Here is a 19,429-nt window from a genome sequence, read left to right as displayed (position 1 = left end):
GAGGATGGAGCTTGTCGCTGGCTGGCTGGCTGGACGTTCCCGCGGGCGCGGGATGTGGTGAGTGCGACGCGAGCAGGAGCTCGCTGGCGAGGTGTAACCGGCGTTCGATGTGCTCGGGTGCGTGCCCGACGAGCGCGTTCATGCCCCACGGCGCCGCGCCAACGCTATTGTAGGCTTGGTGCGGACTCTCCCATCAAGAAGAGAAGCTCCTCGGCGGCTTCGCTCAGACGGACGCAGGGCCAACGGACGTCTGTCGAGACCCAGGGAAGGTGATACCCGGCGAGCTTGCGTGTCACTTGCACGAAGTCGTCCCGTAGAGAGGAGTCGGAGAGATGGCTCCAGAGGCGGCGAGCCATGCGGAGGAAGGGGAGCGCAACAGCTCGGTCGTGGACGCGTAGCGCCTCCAGACAGGCTCGACCCCATGCCTCCGGCGCCGAGGCCAGGAGGCGCTCCTCATCGTCATCTGCGAGCTCTCGGTCGTCCTCATTCAAGAACGGACGCAGAGAAGCAGCTTGCTCGGCGAGCATGGGAGCTTCGTCGGGGTGCAGGAGCATGAGATAGGAGGTGGCCTGATGGATCACCGGGAGCGGAGTGCTGCTAGCCACGAGCATGCGCAGCACGGGCTCGACCTGACGCAAGATGCGCGCACGCGCGGCGGCGCTCAACCAGCGCGCGAGTCTGAATGAAACGAACGGCGACTCGGTGGGCCAGCGATCAACGTCGCAGATTCGCCGATGGAGTGCCTGAGCCACCTCTTCAGGGAAGTCTCCCTCCATCCAGGCATCCAGAGAGACATCGAATCGCTCGAGCTCCGTCCCCTGCGCCCACGCGATCAGGCCCTCGCTGATCTCCCGATCTTCTACCCAGGCCGGCCACAACCCGCGCAATACGAGACTGAGGGCCGTCGGGGGCAGCGGCCTGATCTCGCCGTTTGCATCGGGGCGCCCGCGGTTCGCGTGATCCCACGCGTCTCGCGCGGCGGCCCGCGCAGCTGCGCGGATCGGGGGGTGGCACAGCGCGCCCTGGGAGGGCGGACACCACGGAACCAGAGGCATCATGAACGGGTTGTGAGGCAGCCACGCTGCATAGACCGCCACCGCGTCGGGCTCCCCTCTCGCGGCAAGCGGCTCCAGCGCGACGCCGGGGAACGAGCTGGGGATCTGGGCGTCAGTCCCACGACGCCACCTCGTCACGAGGGCTCTGCCGATCGCAGGGTGCCTCAGGGCCGCACGACCCAGGGCATCTTGCGCGCCAACCGGGATGAAGATGTCTCCCGCTCGCTCCAGCAGATCCAACGCAGCCTCCGGCGCATGCTCAGCCGCAAGGCAAATAGCGTTGGTCAGCTCGCTCTGGCGAGGAGGCATCAAGGCGAGAGCCTCGCGCACCTCGCTCCTGTGAAAGGCTTCCACGGTGATCTGAAGCAGATCCCGCCTGACGAGCCGCGAGGGAGGGGCGATCGGCGAGTCGCCGGCTGGTGGCTCAGGACCCTGCTGCGGGGGCGCGAAATCTGGCGCCAGCGCCTCGGGCCAGTGACGCTCGAGCCACGATCGCCCCTCTGGAACGCGCCGATGGGCCTCGATGGCATGGTACGCTGCGGGCGGCTTATCGCCGCGGGAGACGAGCTCCTTAAGCTTCGTCAACAGGGCGTCAGTATCTGCTTCGCCGGGGAGCAAGGCCAGGGCCGCGGCCTCCGACGAGATCCAGCTACCCTGGGTCAGCAGCATCTGCAGGAATGCCCGATCGCCCTCATCGCGGGGCGCGTGCCGGAGCACGGCGGCCGCGACGAAGGCCGGCCGCCTCCAGGCCGAAGACTCGAAGGCGTATCCTTGGTCCTGGAGCTCCCAGATCAAGATGTCATGGATCTCCGGCGCAGCTTGCCGTTCAGCCAGCCGTGAGATCGCGACCGCACGGACGGCTGGATCCTCCTCGAAGAGGCTCTGGATCCACGCCTCCGGGTCGCTGTGGTCTCGCTCGGCGATCCATGAAGCCCGGTCGCCCACGGCGAGCAGCACGGGCTTCAGCTTCGGCCAGAGCGCCTCCCAGACCGGCCCGCCGTCGAGCGCGAACTTCCGGACCTCCGCGCCCACGCGGCGTCGCCGCCACGCCGAGGTCTCATCGGTCACCGAATCGAAAAGCGCGGTGGCCAGCGTCTCCGCGACCGGGGCGGAGGCCTGCTCCCGGTCGCGCGCCGCCTGCGCGGCGACCAGTATCCGCCGCAACGGGGCGTCGGCGGTGTCCGTGGAGAGGACGTCGTGGAGGCCCGAGAGCAGCGTCAGCGCACGTGTCGGATCGGCATCCCAGCAGCGATCCAGGGCCAGGCGCGCGATCTCTCCGGCCCAGGGCTTGCCGGCTGTTCCGATGATCTGCTCGTCGCTCCTGCGTAGCAGGGCCCCGGCGGCGAGGTACTCCGCAACGGCGCGCTGCGGCAGCTCCCATGCGCTCCCGTCGATGCGACGAAGCAAGCCGAGCTTCAGTTCCGCGGTCTCGATCGCGGAGTCGACCTCCGCCTCTCCGAGGACCCGCGCCAGCGCGGACTCGAGGGCCGACCGCGACAGCGCACGACCCCCTCGCGCGAGCGCGTCGAGCGCCACCTGTTCGAACGCCTCCCTGAGCCGCTTCCATGCCGAGCCATCCCGGTCCTCGGCCCACCGGCGGAAGAGCGCATCGACGAACCAGCGGAAGAGCCTCGCCCTCCCCGCCCCTCCGTCGGTGTGCTCCGGTTGCTGCAGGGCCAGGAGCGTGCTGCAAAGCGGGCTCGCACGCGTCGAAGCGTCCGATGTTATCGCGGATTTAGGGGACGACGGGCGCCCTCGAGCTGCCATGCTGTGAGCCCACCTGGACGAGAAATCCTGCCATTCTTGCTCACGCCACGCGGGAATCTCCACCAGGGTGGCTTCCGGGAGCAGTCGGGGATGGAGGTGAGAGGTCCGGCAGGTAAGCGCGACGCCCAGGATCGCCTGGCGGCCATAGACGGCGATCAGCTCCTGCAGCACACCTTGCTGGGCCCGCTCTTCGACCTCATCCAGGGCGTCCACCAGAAGCACCCACCGGCTCATGGGATCCGTCCAGAGCCGCGGGAGACCATCGAATGGCAGGCGCGGTATCAGGAGGTCGAGCCGGGTTCCGACGAGCTGGGCGGCTCGGACGTGCAAGGGGAGCGGCGCGCGGTCGTCATCGGCGGCACGCTCGGCCAGCTGCGACGCCGTGGTCAGGACGGCCACCGTCTTTCCTGCGCCCATCGGCGCGAGCACCAGGATGAGCGGCTTGCCGTGGGTCTCGATGTCCAGCCAGTCGATGAGCTGCCCCTCGTGACGGGGCGGACGGCTGCTGACCTGCGGGCGGCGGTCCGGCTGTCTGGTGGACAGCTCGCCCTGCCGTGACGCGAGCCTGAGGATCTGCGGGAGCAGCACCTCTTCGATGTGGATGTCGTCCGTTCCAGGAAGGTGAAACGAGAGCGGGTACAGCGGTCCGGCCTGCTGGAGTTCGCGGCGGACCTGAGCACAGTACTCCTGACGGAGCCGCGCCCGGTCCCTCTGTGACAGCCATGGTCCTGCGCCGCAGTGCCGGATCAGCAGATCGGAAAAGTGCTCCCAGCCCCAAACCTGGAAGTCGATCCTGAGCTGGCGACCAAGCGCCAGCGCCCTCGACTGGACCCCTGCCGAGACTGCCGCAGTCGTCACGACCACAAAGGTGTCCATTTCTTTCCAGTGCTGGAAGCATCGGAGCTGCTCGGCCATGTTCTCCAGATCGGACGGATTCAGGCGCTTCGCACGGTAGTTCTTGGCCTGAAACGCCCAGAGCCGACCCGTGCCCGCCGGCCGCCGGTCCCGTGCCAGGACGTCGAGGCCGTGCTGCCCCTGGCCCTGCCGGCCGTAGAGCACGGCGCTCGGATCACCGAGGTACTCGCGGGCGAAGTGAGCGATATACCGCTCCAGCACTTTCCATTCGTCAGGGGGAGGGACGGGGGAGGACATTGTGTCGCCGGTGCCGTCACCTTCCCTATCACAGCCCCATCGCCCGGGGTGGGATTCACCCCGGCGAATGCGCCAGCAGGTAAGCGCCTCGATGAGAAGCTTACCGGCCCCGACGGGACGCCCGTGAGAGCGGGTGCTCGCTGCCGGCCCTCCCATGACGTTCGTGGACCGAGGCCGTGGAAGTTGCGGTCGCCCTCGGGACGTTACAGCTTCTGCCCTCGGCTCTCCCGTCCCTGTGGGCGTGAGCATGCACAGCGCCGACTGGATGCCGCAGGCAGACCTGCTACGTGCCGAGGATGTCCTGCACCTCCCGCTCGAGCCACTCGAGGGTAGCGTCCGCATGCCCGAGCTCCAGGCGGGCCTCCTCGAGCCATCGGGCGGCGTCGTCGCGCTGGATTGTGCGCGGGTGCTCGCCCACGCGCGCCAGGAGCTCTCCTGTATCGAGCGTGGGAACGCCGTGCTCGCCGGCGCGCCACACCGCTCGGCGCACCGCGCCCTCGACGACGCACCGGATGTCCGACGGCGTGAACAGCCGCGTGTTGGCCGCGAGCGCGTGCGTGTCGATGCCGTCGATGCCACGGATGCCGCGCCGCTGATCGCCGCCGAGGTAGTGCTCGAAGATCTCGCGCCGGTCGTCTTCCTGCGGGGGAAAGACGGGGATCTTCAGATCGAAGCGGCCGCTCCGGCGCACCGCGGAGTCGATGCCGCGGGCGTAGTTCGTGGTCGCGACGACGACGACGGAGCGCCCCGAGAGGCGATCGAGCTGCGCGAGGAGCTCGTTCACCTGCCGCTTCTCGTCCGTGTGCATGTTCATCTCGGACCGCTGCGGGGCAACGCCGTCGAACTCGTCCAGTATCAACATGGAGGGCGCCTGCTTCAGGGCCCACGTGAAGACCTCCCGGATCTTCTCGACCCCCTCGCCCAGCCACATCGAGGTCAGGTCACTCGGCACGAGCCGTCGGCGCGTAAGGCTCGCCTGACCCGCCAGCACGCGTCCGATCAAGCTCTTGCCGCACCCTGGGAGCCCGTACAGCAGCAGGCCGTTCGGGGCGCTCACGCCGAAGCTCTGATAGCGGGACGGCTCGACAAGCGGCGCGAGCAGATCGCTCTGCAAGCGGGCCTTCAGGTCGGCGTACCCAGCGACGTCCGTCCAGTCGAGCGGCCGCTCCACGATCGGCTTGCGCGCCTCGCGCCACGCGACCCCTCGGATGCGAACCTGCGGGCGAGGAGGATCGATCAGGCTCACGAAGACCGGTCGACGGTCCTGCAGATCGACGAAGCCGAGGCGAACGCGATCGAGTGCGTCGCCAGCAACGTTCCGTACGATCGCGGAGACCTGGTGCCGAGCGAGCAACGCGACATCGCGCGGGAAGAGGAGCCACACCTGCTCGCACTCGAGCATCGCAGCCCGTTTCCGGCGGAGCTTGTTCTCGAGGAAGAAGAACGGGTTCGACCCGCGGAGCGCGATGCCGCGCAGTGTCTCGACCTCGACCCAGAGCTTCTTCCCCACGCGAAGGTCGGGGCGTGCGACCTTCATGTCCGGCACCTCCGCCTCGGGCTCGTCGACATCCGCGGGGATCTCGAGCACGCGCTCCACGAGCACGTTCTCGTTCGGGAAGCGGGTCGTGAGGTGCTCCAACATCACGGCCTTGAGCACCATGTGCTCGGTCCCCTCGTAGCCCGCGTCGAACTTGGGATGCGTCACCTCGTACGTGGCCCGATCGAGGAGCGCATCGGCCGCGCGGGCCGCATCGGCGAAGAGGCTCGAGAGCTGCACCTCCACGTCGCCGTCCTGCCAGTCCGCCTCCACCGACGGCGCACCGGTGTATGCGGCAAGCCAGCGGAGAACCTGAGGGTAGTGCGGGTCGTCGGCGGCGCGGCGCGCGTCAGGGCCAGGGTCGGCCGTCGTCGTGGTGAAGATCGCGCGCACCCGGTACGTGTGCGGGATGTACGCCTCGCGCACGAACGCCGTGAGCTCGTCGTCGACCACGTCGTGCGGGTCGTCTCGGATCAGGTAGACCGCACCGATGCCAGGGAAGTCGTCGCCCTCGCAGCGGTCACCCTGCCCGGTCACGGAGCGCAGGCGCGACAGCGTGAGGATCTCGGGAGCCTGCGCGACCCACCGCCCCATGTCGTCGAACCGGAACGTCAGCGCCCGCCGCCGTGTAAGCGCCGCCAGGACGCCGGCCAGCAACGTGAACATCTCGTCGGACGCATCGACCATCAGGCACACCGTGCGGCACGACCAGATCGCCGCTGTGATGTCGTGCCAGAGCGCGCCCGAGCGCTCGCCCGTCGGCGCGTCGTCGACGTGGAAGCCGAAGGTGAGCGGATCGACCGGCAGATCAAGCTCGCCGTCCTTCCACGCGACCACGCCCCGTGCGCTCCCATAGCCAGGGCAGGCCGCGCGCTGGGATTGCTCGCTGCTGACGGGCGCGTCGCTCTTCCAGATGGTGATGTAGTCGTTGACGGTGCTGCCGCTGAGCTTGTGGTCGTAGCCCCACCTCTGGAGGTTCTCGAGCGCGGACGAGAGCGATGTCTGGCGCACGCGGGCGCTCGCGGTGTAGCCGAAGCCCTCGAGGAAGGTCCGGAGCTTCATCCGTGTGCGGCCGCGATCCGAGCGGGCAATGGACGTAGCGAGCTCCTCGCGAAAGTGCTCGCTGATCGTGTCGAGGAAGTCAGTGCGGTCGGGCATGGGTCGGTCTCCGCGGTACCTGCGTGCAAGCGTACCAGCCCCGGCCGCTAGCTAGAGCCCCGCGCGTCTCGCCACGGGGGCCCATGCATCAAGTCTCCGTTCCTACAGACCGGGTGGGAGGCCTGAGCCTCGACCAAACTGCAGGGGCGTGGATGATGCCCTTGCTCGACGCACTGAGTATGGCGCCGCAGATCGGGACGCGCGCCATGCGGAGTCGGGCGACGTGACTCCCTTCGCACGGATCCGGTCATGCGGCGCGTCGCACGCGCTCGAGCATCGGGCTGACGATCGCGTTGACGGTCCGGAGCCCTTTCCTGATGACGTCCACCGCTTCGCGGACGAGCCTCGTGCGTTCCTCGCTCGGGGCAACGCGCCGAGGGCTCTGATCATCGCGTTCGCGCCCGAGATGACGCGGGCAATGACCTTGATCTGGCGAAGGCACAGCCCGCGCCCGTGGCGGTGGCCGGTTCAAGAGAGGGAGGCGACCGCAGGATGACATCCACGCCGCTGCTTTCCCGGGCGGCCGACGCGGCCGAACAGGGTGGGAGGCTGGAGCGCCGAACACGTCCCCTTACGATCGGGCACGGGTTACTGGTACGGCAAGCGAGGGGATCGATGGACAGAAGCGCCGCGTACGCTCGCCGCCGAACTCGCAGGGGTCCGACTTAAGCGACTCAGGCACGGGAACGGTCCCGGAGCGGGTGCCGGACAGGGGGTCGCCGTGCCAAAAGTTTGCCAAATCTCGGGTCCCGCCCTGTCCGCCGCTGTCCTCTCCCGTCCCACCCCACGACCGCAGCAAATGCCGGAACTCACAGCAGATTTCAGCGGAGGAGAAGGGATTCGAACCCCTGGTTGAGTTGCCCCAACGGCGGTTTTCAAAACCGCTGCCTTCGACCGCTCGGCCACTCCTCCAAATACTCAGAACGACTTGCTTTTGTGCCCGTTCCCGCGCCGCCTGTCAACGCCGCCCTCGCGCCGCGCCGCCGCACCGGCCGTCCGTGGGGCGTCCCTGAGCTCGACCAGCGCGCATCCGGCAGAGCTCCACCTCGCATCGGCGTCTCTCCCCTTCCCTCCCCGCTCGAGCGCTCCCGCTATTTCCGCCCCCCGTCCCCCGCCGTCGCTCCCCCCGTCCCCGTCGCGCCCGCCGCCTTCTCCCCTACCCCGCCCTTCATCACCTCCGCCAGCCACGCCTTCGCGCCCGCGCAGGTCCCCGCCGCGCGGGCCTCCCCTCCCCCGCGCCGCTCATACGGCCCGGCGACGATCGCCACGTCGCTCCCGCGCGCCGTCCACGCGAGCGGCCCGAGCGACGCGCGCTGCTGGCACGCCTTGCCGAAGCGGCGCTCGAGCACCTTCCCCGCCTCCGCCGCGTCGGCCGCGCGGTCGAACCGCAGCCGCCACGCCAGGGCGAACGCTCGGCGCGTCGGGTCCTGCGGATCGTCCCGCTGGACCACCGCGTACCGGTCCCCGCCCCACCCGGCCGCCGCGCCGATGGCCGCCTCGCGGTGCGCGTAGGCCGCGAACGTGATGCGCAGCGCCTGCTCGCCCATCACGTCGTCGAAGACGACGCGGAACCCTGGACCGAGCGCCGCGGCGGTCGGGACGGCCACCTCGACGGCGGGCTCGCGCGCGGCGAGCTTCTCCGGGTGCAGCAGCTGCTCGGTGGTCTCCGGCAGCGCGCGCCAGACCGCGTCCACGGAGGCCCAGCCGCCGTCCCGGCGCAGCGCCTGCACGAACGCGAAGCCGTCCGTGTACGGCGCGCCCAGCGACTCCTGCAGCGCGAGCGGCGTGTCACCCACGGACGACAGCGCCGTCGACATCGCCACGAGCTTCCGGAGCGTCGACTCGTCCATCTGGAACGCCGAGCCGACCAGCACATCGAACATCGCGCTCATCGCCTCGCCCTCGACGAGCGCGTGCGTGGCCGCGAGGCGATCGCTGTCGCCCGCCTTGAAGCGCAGGAGCCGCCCGAGCGAGAAGCTCTGGTCCTGGAGCGCGTGGACGAGCTCGTGCGCCAGCGTCTCCTCGGCCTCGGTCTCGCTGAGATCGTCGACGAGGTACATCGTCGCGTCCTCCGGCTCGTAGAAGCCCGCGATGCGGCCCTCGAGCAGGCGGTACATCCCGGTGGTGAAGTCGTAGTCGGCCGGGATGAGCTCGAGCGCCGCGAGCACCTCGCGCTGGTGATCCAGCACGCCCTCGGGGATCTCGCGCTCCACGTGCGCGCGCACCCGCGCCAGGATCTCGCCGCGCGTGAGCACGCGGCTCCGCACCTCGCGGAGCACCGGCAGGCCGCGCGCCTTCGCCACGCGGGCGAGCACGCGCGCGACCTCGTCCTGGGTCAGCCGGGCCGCGTCGTCGTCGAGCTCGCCCTCGCCGACCGGACCTGCGCCCCCGGTCGGCGGAGGCGCGACAGGCGGCGCAGGGCGCGCCGCGTCCGAGGTCTGCGCGCCCGGCCGCGCCGCAGGCGCAGCCGGCTGCGCGCAGCCAGCCAGCGCGGCCGTCCCGAGGAGCGCCGCCCCGAGGAGCGCCGCCGCCGCCGGCCCCCGCGCCGCTGCGAGCCCCCGCGCCGCCGCCGCCCGGGCGTTGGGCTGGGTCACAGCTGCTCCGCGGCGGGCGCGCGGAGCGCCCGGATCGCCTCGGCGTACCGCGCCACGCGCGCGTCGAACGACAGCTCCTCGCCCGGCGCCACGGCGCCGAACACGGCCGAGCCGGCGACGAGCGCCCTCGCCCCGGCGGCGACGACCTGCCCGGACGTCGACGGAGCGATGCCGCCGTCGACCTCGAGCGCGATGTCGAGGCCCGCCTGGTCGATCGCCTGGCGCAGGCTCCGCAGCTTGTGCAGCGACGCCGGGATGAACCGCTGGCCGCCGAACCCGGGGTTGACGCTCATCACCAGAATCAGATCGAGATCGGGCAGCACGTGCCGGATCGACTCTTCCGAGGTGTGAGGGTTCAGCACGACGCCGGGGCGCGCGCCAGCCTCCCGGATCTGATGGATCGTCCGGTGCAGGTGCGGCGACGCCTCGACGTGGACCGAGATCCGATCGGCGCCGGCGGCCGCGAACTCGTCCACGTAGCGCTCGGGCTCCACGATCATCAGGTGCACGTCGAGCGGAAGACGCGTCGCGGCGCGAACCGCGCGAACGACCAGGGGTCCGATCGTAATGTTTGGCACAAACCGGCCATCCATCACGTCGACGTGGATCCAGTCGGCCCCGGCGGCCTCGGCGGCCCGCACTTCCTCCGCGAGACGACCGAAGTCAGCCGACAGGATCGACGGAGCGACGATGATTTTGTCGTGACGCACAGGGTAGCGCTAGCAGGCGTGACGCGTGGCGGCTAGCGGGGCACCGACGAGCGTGCTTACGAGGAGGCCGGCGCGGCTGCTAGGCTGCGCAGGTCTGCGCGAGGCGCCCGTGCCCTGCGCGGCGGCGCTGCAGACCGAAGGCAGGATCCCGAACCGTTCGAGTGAGGTGATGCATGGAGACACGGCCGCTGACGAAGCCCGACTACGACCGGATCGTGGGCGAGATCGATCGGTGGTGGGCAGGCCCGACCAGCGCGCTCGCGCACCCGATCTTCTTCTACGAGCTCGGGCGGCTTGCCCGCGTCGTCGAGGATCGCGGGCTGCTCGTCGGCTTCCTGCTCGGGTTCAGGTGCCCGGACGCGGCGATCGGGTACGTGCACCTCGTCGGCATTCACCCCGACTACCGCCGGCGCGGCGTCGGCAGGATGCTCTATGCAGCGTTCGAGGAGGACTGCCGCCGCGAGGGCTGCCGGCAGCTCAAGGCGATCACGACCCTGGGCAACGAGGGCTCCGTGCGCTTCCACGCGGCGGTCGGCTGGTCGGCGGCCGAGGTCGAGGACTACGCCGGGCCTGGGCGCCCGCGGATCGTGTTCACCAAGGATCTCTGATACGGCTCGCGCCAGGCGCGCACGGCGGCAGCGCAGCGTCCGGGCGGAGCGCGGCGCGAGGCGGCTCGACGAGCGCGGCGCGAGGCGGCTCGACGAGCGCGGCGCGAAGGCGGCTCGACGAGCGCGGCGCGACGGCGGCCCGACGAGGCGACGGCGCTCCGGGCGGGCATCGCGCGGCGACGAGGCCGCAGCGAGAGCGCCGGCTGGACGGCCCGCGCTCGCCGCGAGGGCGAGCGTTGACGTCCTCATGTTGCGGCGTACGCTCTGTGCGAGCTACATCGGCTCGGAGCCGCGAGGTGGAGCGATGCGAGAAAGCGGATACGTTCGCGAGGTGGTGGCAGGCGTTGTCGGGTCGGCCGACGTGATGGTCGCCGCAGGCGCCCTCGGTGCATCCCCGTGAGCCGCGACGGTGAGCTGGTCGCGCAGCTGCGCGAGATCGGCCTGTTCGGCGGCCTGGGCGATCACGTCCTCCAGGGGCTCGCCGACACGCTGGAGCTGCTCGAGCTGCAGCCGGGGGCCGTCGCCTTCCGCGAAGGCGACAGCGGCCGCGAGATGTTCGTGCTGCTCGCGGGCGAGATGGAAGTGCTCAAGCGCTCGAAGCGCGACGTCGAGGCGAGGGTCGCGGTCCTGGGGCCGAGCGACTGGTTCGGCGAGATGTCGATCCTCGACGTGATGCCCCGCTCGGCGACCGTGCGAGCGATCGCCCCGTCGCGCTTGATGCGCGTCACCGCCCACGATCTCGACGCGCTGTACCGGCGCGACCTCAAGTCGTACACCCTCCTCGTGCTGAACATCGCCCGCGAGATGTCGCGCCGCCTTCGCGTGGCGGACAGCCTGCTCGCCGAGCTCGTCGCGAACATGCTCGACGAGTACGCGCGGCCGCGCCGACCCGGGATCTGAGCCGCGCGACCGAGGCGTCGCACGGCGAAGGCGTTCAGGAAACGTCTCCCGGCCGTACCCGGGAGATCAGCGCCGCCGTCGGGTTACGAGGCAGCATCGAGCGCTCGGCATGAGGGCGCCTGGCTCATCGGTCGCCTCACGCGCCGCCCTGGCCGAGCGCGCCGCCGGCGCCGCCCGCGCCAGCTTCGCCGCCGGTGCCGCCCGCACCAGCTTCGCCGCCCGCGCCGCCCGTGCCGCCTTCGCCACCGGTGCCGCCCGTGCCGCCCGCGCCAGCTTCGCCGCTCGCGCCGCCTGCACCACCGGCGCCGACAGGGTTATCCGCGCCGGTCGCGCCACCGGTCCCGGTCCCACCGGTGCTGCCAGCGCCGGTCGCGGCAGCGTTGCCCGAGCCGACCCCACCAGGGGTGAGGCCGCTGCCGCCCCTGCCGTCATCCCCATCGGTTCCACCCGTGTCGCTTCCCCCTCCGGGCCCGGTCTCGCTGGCGCCATCGCAGTCCGCGCACCCGATACCCGAGAGAGGCGGCTCGGGTTGTGGGTTGAAGCCACAACCCGCGAGCACCAGCCCCATCAGAAGGACGACAAGCTTGCGCATAAGCTCTCCCCTCAATAGCACCCTGCGCAACCCCCTGCCGCTTGCGCAGCGCCCTCTCATCCGCGGGAGCGCGGCGTCGAGCGCGATGAGCCGTCTGCTTCCGCTCGCGTCTGCGCGGAGCGGGCGCCGCCGTCAAGGTCGGGCTGCGCGCTTGCTCAGCCGCAGTCCACACCTCCAGCGCCCCCATCGCCGCAGGGCTCGCCGCCCTGGCCGCCAGCGCCACCGCCGGCGCCGCCGTCACCGCCCCCGGCGCCGCCAGCGCCGCCAGCACCACCCTCACCGCCCTCGCCGCCAGCGCCGCCGGCACCGCCCTCGCCGCCAGCGCCGCCGGCGCCGCCACCGCCGCCATCACCGCTGCCCGTGCTCGTGGAGCTGCCCGCTTCGCCGGCGCCGCCACCGCCTCCGCTGCCCGATGCTGGATCCGGAGCGCCAGCGCCACTGCCAGCGCTAACGCCAGCTCCGTTGCCCCCTGCACCCGTGCTGCCGGCCCCGGTGACGGTCGCCCCCGGCGGCGAGGGGTCCTCGTCCTGGAACGGCGGTTCAGGCTGCGGATTGAACGTGCATCCAACCGCGAGGAGCAGGGTAAGCAACAGCAGGCTTCGCATGGCGGGTACGCGGAAGTATGGCAATCCACATGCCACGTGAAAACCCCTGAAATCACAGGGATTGACCGGCGATCGTCGCGGTCCTCAGGCACACTCTGGCACGCCGCTCGGGCGGTGGGATCCGGCATGACGCGCCGGCCTCCGCCGCGGCCCGCGCTGCCGCGTCCGGCGCAGGGGCGCGCCCTCGTGTCCGAGGCGGCAGCTCGCGGTATCGTGCGGCGTGATTTCTGTAGACCTGGAGAACATCGCGCCGCGGCTCGAAGAGGTGCGGCGACGGATCGCGAGCGCCGCGGCGCGCGCCGGACGCGCGCCCGGTGAGGTCCGGCTCATCGCCGTGTCCAAGGGGAAGCCGGCGGAGGCCATCCGCGCCGCCTACGCGGCCGGGCAGCGCGATTTCGGGGAGAACTACGCGCAGGAGCTGGTCGAGAAGGCCGAGGCGCTCGCCGACCTCGACGGGATCGTGTGGCACGCCATCGGCCAGCTCCAGCGGAACAAGGCGAAGGTCGTCGCGCGCGTCGCGCAGGTCGTGCACTCCGTGGATCGCGACGAGCTCGCCGTGGAGCTCGACCGGCGCGCCGCCGCGCTCGGCCGCACGCTCGACGTCCTGCTCGAGGTGAACGTCGGCGGCGAGGCCTCGAAGGGCGGCTGCGCGCCCGGCGACCTGGCGCCGCTCGTCGCCGCCGTCGCCCGGTGCGCGCACCTCCGGCCCATCGGCCTCATGACCATCGCGCCGTTCCTCGAGGACCCGGCCGACGTCCTCCCGTTCTTCGCGCAGCTGCGCGCCCTGCGCGACGCGCACGGTGGCCACGAGGTGCTGCCCGAGCTCTCGATGGGCATGTCGCACGACTTCGAGGCAGCCGTCGCCGAAGGCGCCACGCTCGTCCGCGTCGGCACCGCCATCTTCGGGGCCCGCGGGTAACGCCGGCGCCTCGCGCGCGGCGCGCTCCCGGTCCCTCCGGCGCGGCGGCGATCCATCGAGCCGGTCTCCGCGCCGACCGCAGCGGCCGCTCCTTCCGCCGGCCGCGCGCTCTTTTTCGCCCTGCGCCCCTCGGACATGGCGCGCCGGGACGTTAAACTCCCCGCGTGCTCCAGGCGAAGGCGGCGAACAAGCCCTCCTCGGTCAGCGTCGTCGGCGGCGTCCGCGCGACGCTCGCGGCGTCCGCGCGCTCCGCCCTGGCGCGCCTCGGCTCGGCTGGCCGCGCCGGCGCCCTCGCGAGCGCCGCGGCCTGCGCGACGCTCGCGCTCGGGTGCGGGCCGGGCGCGATGCCCGCCTCGGTGCGCCACCCGCTCGTGGGCAGCTCCGCGCCGGAGTTCCACGCGGAGTCGACGGCGGCGGTCACCGTGGGCGTGCCCGGCACCCGGAGGACGCGGGTCACCGTGATCGACTTCTGGGCGTCCTGGTGCGCGTCGTGCAGCCGGACCCTGCCGGCGCTCGACGAGCTCTGGCGCGACCGCAAGGCGGACGGGGTGGCCGTGATCGGCGTGAACGTCGACGACTCGGAGGCCGCCGCCGAGGCCGCCGCGTACGAGCTCGGCGCGACGTTCCCCATCGTCGCGGATCTCGGCCAGCGGCTCACCGGGACCTACGGCGTCGCGCAGGTCCCCCTCACGTTCGTCGTCGACGGCGCCGGCACCGTGCGGTGGGTCGGGCGCGATCCGGCGATCGCGCGCCGCGCCGTGGAGGTCCTGCTCTCGGAGCGCCCCGCCGGCGCGAGGTCGGTCTTCGAATGAGCGCCGCGCGCGGCGGCGGCGGCGGCGCGCGGCGGCGGCCCGCGGGCGACGAGCCGACGCTCTTCGACGCCGCCCGGCAGCGCGAGCCGGAGCTCCGGGCCGCGGTGCCCCTCGCCGAGCGCATGCGCCCGCGCTCGCTCGCGGACATGATCGGCCAGGGCCACCTCCTCGGCGAGGGCAAGCTGCTCGCGCGCGCCATCGCGGCCGACCGGATCCCCTCGATGATCCTCTGGGGCCCGCCGGGCGCCGGCAAGACGACGCTGGCGCGCGTCGTCGCGCACACGACCAACGCCCGCTTCGTCCCCTTCAACGCCGTGCTCGGCGGCGTGCCGGAGCTCCGCGAGATCCTCGCCCAGGCGCGCGCCGCGCGCTCGTACGAGGGCAAGCGCACCATCCTGTTCGTCGACGAGATCCACCGCTTCAACAAGGCCCAGCAGGACGCGTTCCTCCCGCACGTCGAGGACGGGACGATCACCCTCATCGGGGCGACCACCGAGAACCCGTCGTTCGCGGTGAACGCGCCGCTCCTGTCCCGGTGCAAGGTCTTCCGCCTCCAGGGCCTCGACGCCGCGGAGCTCGTCGAGCTCCTGCGCCGCGCGCTCGAGTCGCCGGCCGGGCTCTCCGGCGCGGTCTCGGCCGACGACGACGCGCTCGCGGCGATCGCGGCGCTCGCGCAGGGCGACGCCCGCAGGGCGCTCACCACGCTGGAGATCGCCGCGGACGAGGCCGCGCGCGCGGGCGCGACCACCATCACGCGCGAGCTCATCGCCGGCGCGAGCGAGCACAAGACGCTGCTCTACGACAAGGCCGGCGAGGAGCACTACAACGTCATCAGCGCCTTCATCAAGTCGATGCGCGGCTCCGATCCCGACGCCGCCGTCTACTGGCTGATGCGCATGGTCGAGGCCGGCGACGACCCGCTCTTCCTGCTGCGCCGGATGATGATCTTCGCCTCCGAGGACATCGGAAACGCCGACCCGCGCGCCCTGGAGGTCGCCGTCGCGGCGGACGCCGCGTTCCGGCGCATGGGCATGCCGGAGGGGCTCTACCCGCTCACGCAGGCGGCGCTGTACCTCGCCACGGCCCCGAAATCGAACGCGTGCAAATCGGCCTGGCACTCGGCGCAGGCGGCCGTGCGCGAGCACGGCGCGCTGCCGGTCCCGCTCACGCTGCGCAACGCCGTCACGCGGCTGATGCGCGACGAGGGCTACGGCGAGGGCTACCGCTACGCGCACGACGAGCCTGGCGGCGTCGCGCGGGGCGAGGCCTACCTGCCGGAGCCGCTCGTCGGAAGCCGGTTCTACGAGCCGACGGACCGCGGCTACGAGCGGACGATCGGCGAGCGCCTCCGCCGGATCCGCGGCGAGGGCGGGGGAGAGGGCGGCTGAGGCGCGGCGCCGGGCCCGGCGCCCGGCGCCTTCACCGCGTCACGCGTCGCCGTCGCCCGCGCCGGCGAGCGCCTGCTGGAGCTCGCTCAGCGCGTGCTGATCGCCCTTGCCGCGCGCGACCCCGATGCCGTCGCTGAGCCAGGCGCGCCCCTCGTCGAGGCGGCCGGCCTTCACCAGCATCGTCCCGCACATGAGGTACATCGGCACGTAGCTCGGGTCGATCGCCCGGAGCGCGGTGAACGTGGCGAGCGCGTCGTCGTGGCGGCCCTGCCCGGAGTACTCCAGCGCGAGCGCGTACCAGTGGAACGGGTCCTTCGACCCTTCCCGGGTCATCTTCTCGAGCATCAGCAGCCGCTTGCTCACGTCGCCTCCACAACGCCGATGAACGGCAGGTTCCGATAGCGCTCGGCCCAGTCGAGCCCGTAGCCGACGACGAACTTGTCCTCGATCGTGAAGCCCAGGTAGTCGATCGGCACCTCGACCCGCGCGCGGGCCGGCTTGTGCAGGAGCGCGCAGACCTTCACGCTGCTCGGCATCCTCGTGCGGAAGAGCTGGAGCAGGTGCGAGATCGTGAGGCCCGTGTCGACGATGTCCTCGACGAGGAGGATGTCCTCGCCCTCGATCGGCCGCGTCAGGTCCTGCGTGATCTGGACGACGCCGGTCGAGTCCGTGCCCTCGCCGTAGCTGCGCACGCCGAGGAACTCGATGCGCACCGGCAGGTCGATGTGGCGCGCGAGGTCAGCGGTGAAGACGAAGCTCCCCTTGAGCACGGAGACGAGCACGAGCCGCCGCTCCGCGTAGTCCTTGGTGATCTGCGCGCCGAGGTCGCGCACGCGGGCGCCGATCTGCTCGGCGGACAGCAGCGTCCGGACATTCGCCATGGGGCCGCGCTACCATCGCGGCGCCCCCGCCACCAGCGCCGAGGCGCGCCCCCGCGCCCCGCGCGCCGCCGGCCGCCTCCGGACGCGCGGATCCCAGGTCGCGCGGCCGCCCCGCCCGCCGGGTCGAAAGTGGGTTAGTCTCCGCGCCGCTCGCGATGCAGCCCCTCCCTCCGCCCGACGCGCCCCCGCACCTCACCTCGCGCACCCCGCTGACCGTCCGCTTCTGCGAGACGGATCTGATGGGCATCGTCCACCACGCGAACTACGTCGTCTACCTGGAGGCCGGCCGCATCGACTGGCTGAAGCGCCGCGGGGTCTCCTACGAGGAGATGGTGCGGCGCGACCTCCACCTCGCGGTCGCGGAGCTGCGGATCAAGTACCGCAAGGCGGCGCGCTTCGGCGACGAGCTCGTGGTCGAGACGACCTGCCGCGAGGTCCAGCGGGTGACCGCGCGCTTCAGCTACCGCATCCTCCGGGGCGAGGACGTGATCTGCGACGGCGACATCCTCCTCGCGTGCCTCGGCTCGAACCTCACGCTGACGCGGATCCCGGACGACATCGCCGGGCTCCTGTCGAGCCCCGAGACGACGCCCGGCAGCTAGCGCCGTCCGCCGCGCCCAGCCGGCCGCCGCCCGCCGCTCCCGCTCAGTCGCCGCCCGCCGCGCCCGCGTCGGCGCCGCTGCGCACGAGGCGCGCCGGCATCTCGACCGTCTGCGGCGGGTCGATGCTCTCGCCGAGGAACGTGCGCCACTGGACGACGTAACGCCCGCGCTGGGGGCCGGCGACGTAGCGCTCGCTCATCGGAGGCACCGCGACCGCGGGGATGCCGTCGACGAGCAGGTAGTACAGCGCGTCGGTCTGGTTGACCGCGACGAAGCCCTCGCCGGGCGCGCCCGGGTCGACGCTCGCGGGCAGCGGGAGCGGGTCGGTCCGGATGGCCGCGAGCTCGTCGCGCGTCAGGAAGACGCCGCCCTGCGCCGACGGGAGCCCCGCGGCGGTGTACGCCGCGCTCGGGGGCGGCATGAGCAGGTCGGTCGAGAGCAGGTCGGTGCGCCGGACCGCCGACGTGACCTCGAACGCGACGCCGCCGCCGCTCTGCCAGGCATAGCTCGCGTAGAGCGGCACCTCGCCGGCCACGCACTCGGGCGACTTCGGATCGACGCCGAGGATCTCCAGGAGCGCCCGGCAGAGCAGGGGCCCCCCGTCGCCGGCCTCCGGCATCCTGCCGAGCTCCAGGTACAGCGCGCCGAGGCTCGCGTGCACCTCGACCTTGCGGACGTCGACCTCGAGCCGCTTGCCCTCGCCGACCGGGCGCGCCGAGCCGGCCGACAGCGGCGTGACATCGACGCGCCGCTCGCCGAGCAGCGTGCGGAGCGCGCCCGGCGGCACGACCCGGTACTGGGCCGAGGCCGGCCAGAGCAGGATCTCCCCGTAGACGTCGAGGCGGGCGCGGAGCTCGGAGCCGGGCGGCAGCGGGAGCGCGCGCGACGTGAACTGGACCCGCATGCGGCCCGTCTCCGTGAGATCGACCTTCCACGACAGGTCGGTGAGCCGCTGCGCCGCGTGGACCCCGGCGGCCGCCACCTCGGGCGCCTTGGGGGGCTGCGGCACGTCGCGCCAGCGGAAGGCCGCCCCGAGCGTGACGCCGGAGAGCTCGCGGGCCGAGAGCGCGTCGTCGGGCAGGGGGGTCGCCGGCGCGAGCGGCAGCGGCGACTGCTGGCTCGCCTCGGACATGATCGGCCGGCCGTAGTCGTCGGACGCGAGCTTCGCGCTGGCCTCGACCGTGGACGCGTCGAGCAGGTCCGGCGCCTCGTTCGCGAGCGGCGCGGGGAGGATCCTCGCGTTCGGGCTCGCCCCGGCCTCCACGAGGTCGGCGGGCTGCTGGCGCGACGGCTCGCACCCGGCGGGGGCGAGCAGCAGGCCGATGGCGGCGATGCGCGCGTGGATCACGGCTCCCGCTCGAAGGTGTGGATCACCTGCACCCGCGGGTCGAGCGGCGGCGGGTCGGGCGCGCACTGCGTGTCCAGGAAGACCGCGGTGCAGCGGGGGTGGCAGTCCACGAGCAGGTTGCAGTTCGCCGCCTCGTTGTCGAACGCCGCGATGACGCGCCCGAGCCGCGAGAGCTGCGGGGCGACGCTCCGCTTGAACTCGGTGTCGGGCATCTCGAACCGCGGCTTCACGACGAGCTCCGTGCCGATGACCCCGATGGGAAAGCCGAGGTCGCGCAGGCTCGCGAACGAGCCGAGCGCCATGTTCGGGAGGTCGCGCCCGGTGAGGTACACGAGCGTCGCCCCCGCCGCATGGCACTCGCGCGCGTACTGGCTCGCGCCGGGCACCTCGACGTCGTGCCGGATGTGCGGATCGTTGAAGAAGCGGGCCTTCCAGAACTCGAACGCGTGCAGGTGGAGCGACTCGTCGTCGACGCCGAGCCGGCGCAGGTTGTCCTGGAACCCGTACACGATGCCCTCGGGCGACGCGCGCTCGAGGAGGGCGGCGACGTGCGGGTGCTTGCGGCGCCACTCCTCCGCGAGCTCGTGGAGGATCGCGACCACCCGCGGCCGGTTGTCCATGAGGGTGCCGTCGAGATCGAAGACGATCACGGGCGGCCCCTCGGATCGGTCGGCCGCCCGCGCGACGATGGAGTCCAGGAGCCGCGTCCGCTCGAGAGGGACGAGGCGCTTCTCGTAGAACAGCGTGCTCAAGGTGGTCGCGCCGCGAGGGAGCGCGCCCTCCGCGCCGCTCCTCGGGCGG

The 19,429-nt window shown here is 72.1% G+C and carries 16 protein-coding genes and 1 tRNA gene; 6 read left to right on the top strand and 11 right to left on the bottom strand.

Annotation, left to right across the window (positions count from 1 at the left end; genetic code table 11):
- Nucleotides 1–164: 164 nt before the first annotated feature.
- From WMF33_RS45630 to rpe, 5 genes are all read right to left on the bottom strand, one after another.
- Nucleotides 165–3,938: an NACHT domain-containing protein gene (locus tag WMF33_RS45630; RefSeq protein WP_437334440.1), complete on the bottom strand. Its 3,774-nt coding sequence runs from the start codon at nt 3,936–3,938 to the stop codon at nt 165–167.
- 319 nt (nt 3,939–4,257) lie between these two features.
- On the bottom strand, nt 4,258–6,669 hold the full coding sequence (locus tag WMF33_RS45625; RefSeq protein WP_437334439.1) for an AAA family ATPase: 2,412 nt from the start codon (nt 6,667–6,669) through the stop codon (nt 4,258–4,260).
- An 825-nt stretch (nt 6,670–7,494) separates the two neighbouring features.
- Nucleotides 7,495–7,581, bottom strand: a tRNA-Ser gene (locus WMF33_RS45620).
- A 179-nt stretch (nt 7,582–7,760) separates the two neighbouring features.
- Complete coding sequence (locus tag WMF33_RS45615; RefSeq protein WP_437334438.1) at nt 7,761–9,263, bottom strand: hypothetical protein; 1,503 nt, start codon at nt 9,261–9,263, stop codon at nt 7,761–7,763.
- Nucleotides 9,260–9,973 carry a ribulose-phosphate 3-epimerase gene (gene rpe / locus WMF33_RS45610; protein ID WP_437334437.1) on the bottom strand — a complete coding sequence of 238 codons (714 nt, stop codon included), beginning with the start codon at nt 9,971–9,973 and terminating at the stop codon, nt 9,260–9,262. Before rpe ends, WMF33_RS45615 begins: the two co-directional genes overlap by 4 nt.
- 173 nt (nt 9,974–10,146) lie before the next feature.
- Here rpe and WMF33_RS45605 point away from each other — a divergent pair, with 173 nt between their 5' ends.
- Nucleotides 10,147–10,581, top strand: coding sequence for a GNAT family N-acetyltransferase (locus WMF33_RS45605; protein ID WP_020741352.1), 435 nt, complete (start codon nt 10,147–10,149; stop codon nt 10,579–10,581).
- A 396-nt stretch (nt 10,582–10,977) separates the two neighbouring features.
- Nucleotides 10,978–11,481 carry a cyclic nucleotide-binding domain-containing protein gene (locus WMF33_RS45600; protein ID WP_437334436.1) on the top strand — a complete coding sequence of 168 codons (504 nt, stop codon included), beginning with the start codon at nt 10,978–10,980 and terminating at the stop codon, nt 11,479–11,481.
- A 136-nt stretch (nt 11,482–11,617) separates the two neighbouring features.
- Here WMF33_RS45600 and WMF33_RS45595 read toward each other — a convergent pair whose 3' ends face one another.
- Both WMF33_RS45595 and WMF33_RS45590 read right to left on the bottom strand, forming a co-directional pair.
- Nucleotides 11,618–12,073: a hypothetical protein gene (locus WMF33_RS45595; RefSeq protein ID WP_437334435.1), complete on the bottom strand. Its 456-nt coding sequence runs from the start codon at nt 12,071–12,073 to the stop codon at nt 11,618–11,620.
- Between the two features lie 155 nt (nt 12,074–12,228).
- Nucleotides 12,229–12,678: a hypothetical protein gene (locus tag WMF33_RS45590; RefSeq protein ID WP_437334434.1), complete on the bottom strand. Its 450-nt coding sequence runs from the start codon at nt 12,676–12,678 to the stop codon at nt 12,229–12,231.
- 220 nt (nt 12,679–12,898) lie between these two features.
- Between WMF33_RS45590 and WMF33_RS45585 the strand changes: the two genes are divergently transcribed.
- The 3 genes from WMF33_RS45585 to WMF33_RS45575 all read left to right on the top strand — a co-directional run bounded on the left by WMF33_RS45585 (nt 12,899) and on the right by WMF33_RS45575 (nt 15,797).
- The gene (locus tag WMF33_RS45585) at nt 12,899–13,597 is read left to right on the top strand and encodes a YggS family pyridoxal phosphate-dependent enzyme (protein WP_437334433.1); all 699 of its coding nucleotides are present in this window, start codon (nt 12,899–12,901) and stop codon (nt 13,595–13,597) included.
- A 164-nt stretch (nt 13,598–13,761) separates the two neighbouring features.
- A complete protein-coding gene (locus WMF33_RS45580) occupies nt 13,762–14,409 on the top strand; it encodes a TlpA family protein disulfide reductase (RefSeq protein WP_437334432.1) in 648 nt (215 codons plus the stop codon).
- Nucleotides 14,406–15,797, top strand: coding sequence for a replication-associated recombination protein A (locus WMF33_RS45575; RefSeq protein ID WP_437334431.1), 1,392 nt, complete (start codon nt 14,406–14,408; stop codon nt 15,795–15,797). The genes WMF33_RS45580 and WMF33_RS45575 overlap by 4 nt, the downstream gene beginning before the upstream one ends.
- A 39-nt stretch (nt 15,798–15,836) precedes the next feature.
- On the opposite strand, the gene WMF33_RS45570 is transcribed toward WMF33_RS45575, so the two are convergent.
- Together WMF33_RS45570 and hpt are read right to left on the bottom strand one after the other, a co-directional pair.
- Entirely contained in the window at nt 15,837–16,160 is a 324-nt protein-coding gene (locus WMF33_RS45570) for a tetratricopeptide repeat protein (RefSeq protein WP_061622784.1), read from the bottom strand.
- A complete protein-coding gene (gene hpt / locus WMF33_RS45565) occupies nt 16,157–16,678 on the bottom strand; it encodes a hypoxanthine phosphoribosyltransferase (RefSeq protein WP_061622783.1) in 522 nt (173 codons plus the stop codon). The genes WMF33_RS45570 and hpt overlap by 4 nt, the downstream gene beginning before the upstream one ends.
- Before the next feature lie 155 nt (nt 16,679–16,833).
- Between hpt and WMF33_RS45560 the strand changes: the two genes are divergently transcribed.
- The gene (locus WMF33_RS45560; protein WP_061623678.1) at nt 16,834–17,280 is read left to right on the top strand and encodes an acyl-CoA thioesterase; all 447 of its coding nucleotides are present in this window, start codon (nt 16,834–16,836) and stop codon (nt 17,278–17,280) included.
- Between the two features lie 43 nt (nt 17,281–17,323).
- On the opposite strand, the gene WMF33_RS45555 is transcribed toward WMF33_RS45560, so the two are convergent.
- Together WMF33_RS45555 and WMF33_RS45550 are read right to left on the bottom strand one after the other, a co-directional pair.
- Entirely contained in the window at nt 17,324–18,628 is a 1,305-nt protein-coding gene (locus WMF33_RS45555) for a hypothetical protein (RefSeq protein ID WP_437334430.1), read from the bottom strand.
- Nucleotides 18,625–19,380 (bottom strand): HAD family hydrolase, encoded by a 756-nt coding sequence (locus WMF33_RS45550; RefSeq protein ID WP_061623680.1) that lies wholly within the window; start codon nt 19,378–19,380, stop codon nt 18,625–18,627. Before WMF33_RS45550 ends, WMF33_RS45555 begins: the two co-directional genes overlap by 4 nt.
- Nucleotides 19,381–19,429: the final 49 nt, after the last annotated feature.

This window comes from Sorangium sp. So ce394 (assembly GCF_051474665.1).
GTDB classification, from domain to species: Bacteria; Myxococcota_A; Polyangia; order Polyangiales; family Polyangiaceae; genus Sorangium; species Sorangium cellulosum_D.
The sequence above is the reverse complement of the archived record's forward strand: the minus strand, read 5'-3'. Positions and strand labels throughout refer to the sequence as shown.

Excerpts from the sequence above, each read along its gene's own strand:
- hpt (WP_061622783.1), bottom strand. The coding sequence starts at position 16,678 with ATGGCGAATGTCCGGACGCTGCTGTCCGCCGAGCAGATCGGCGCCCGC.
- WMF33_RS45595 (WP_437334435.1), bottom strand. The coding sequence starts at position 12,073 with ATGCGCAAGCTTGTCGTCCTTCTGATGGGGCTGGTGCTCGCGGGTTGT.
- WMF33_RS45575 (WP_437334431.1), top strand. The coding sequence starts at position 14,406 with ATGAGCGCCGCGCGCGGCGGCGGCGGCGGCGCGCGGCGGCGGCCCGCG.
- WMF33_RS45560 (WP_061623678.1), top strand. The coding sequence starts at position 16,834 with ATGCAGCCCCTCCCTCCGCCCGACGCGCCCCCGCACCTCACCTCGCGC.
- WMF33_RS45605 (WP_020741352.1), top strand. The coding sequence starts at position 10,147 with ATGGAGACACGGCCGCTGACGAAGCCCGACTACGACCGGATCGTGGGC.
- WMF33_RS45625 (WP_437334439.1), bottom strand. The coding sequence starts at position 6,669 with ATGCCCGACCGCACTGACTTCCTCGACACGATCAGCGAGCACTTTCGC.
- WMF33_RS45590 (WP_437334434.1), bottom strand. The coding sequence starts at position 12,678 with ATGCGAAGCCTGCTGTTGCTTACCCTGCTCCTCGCGGTTGGATGCACG.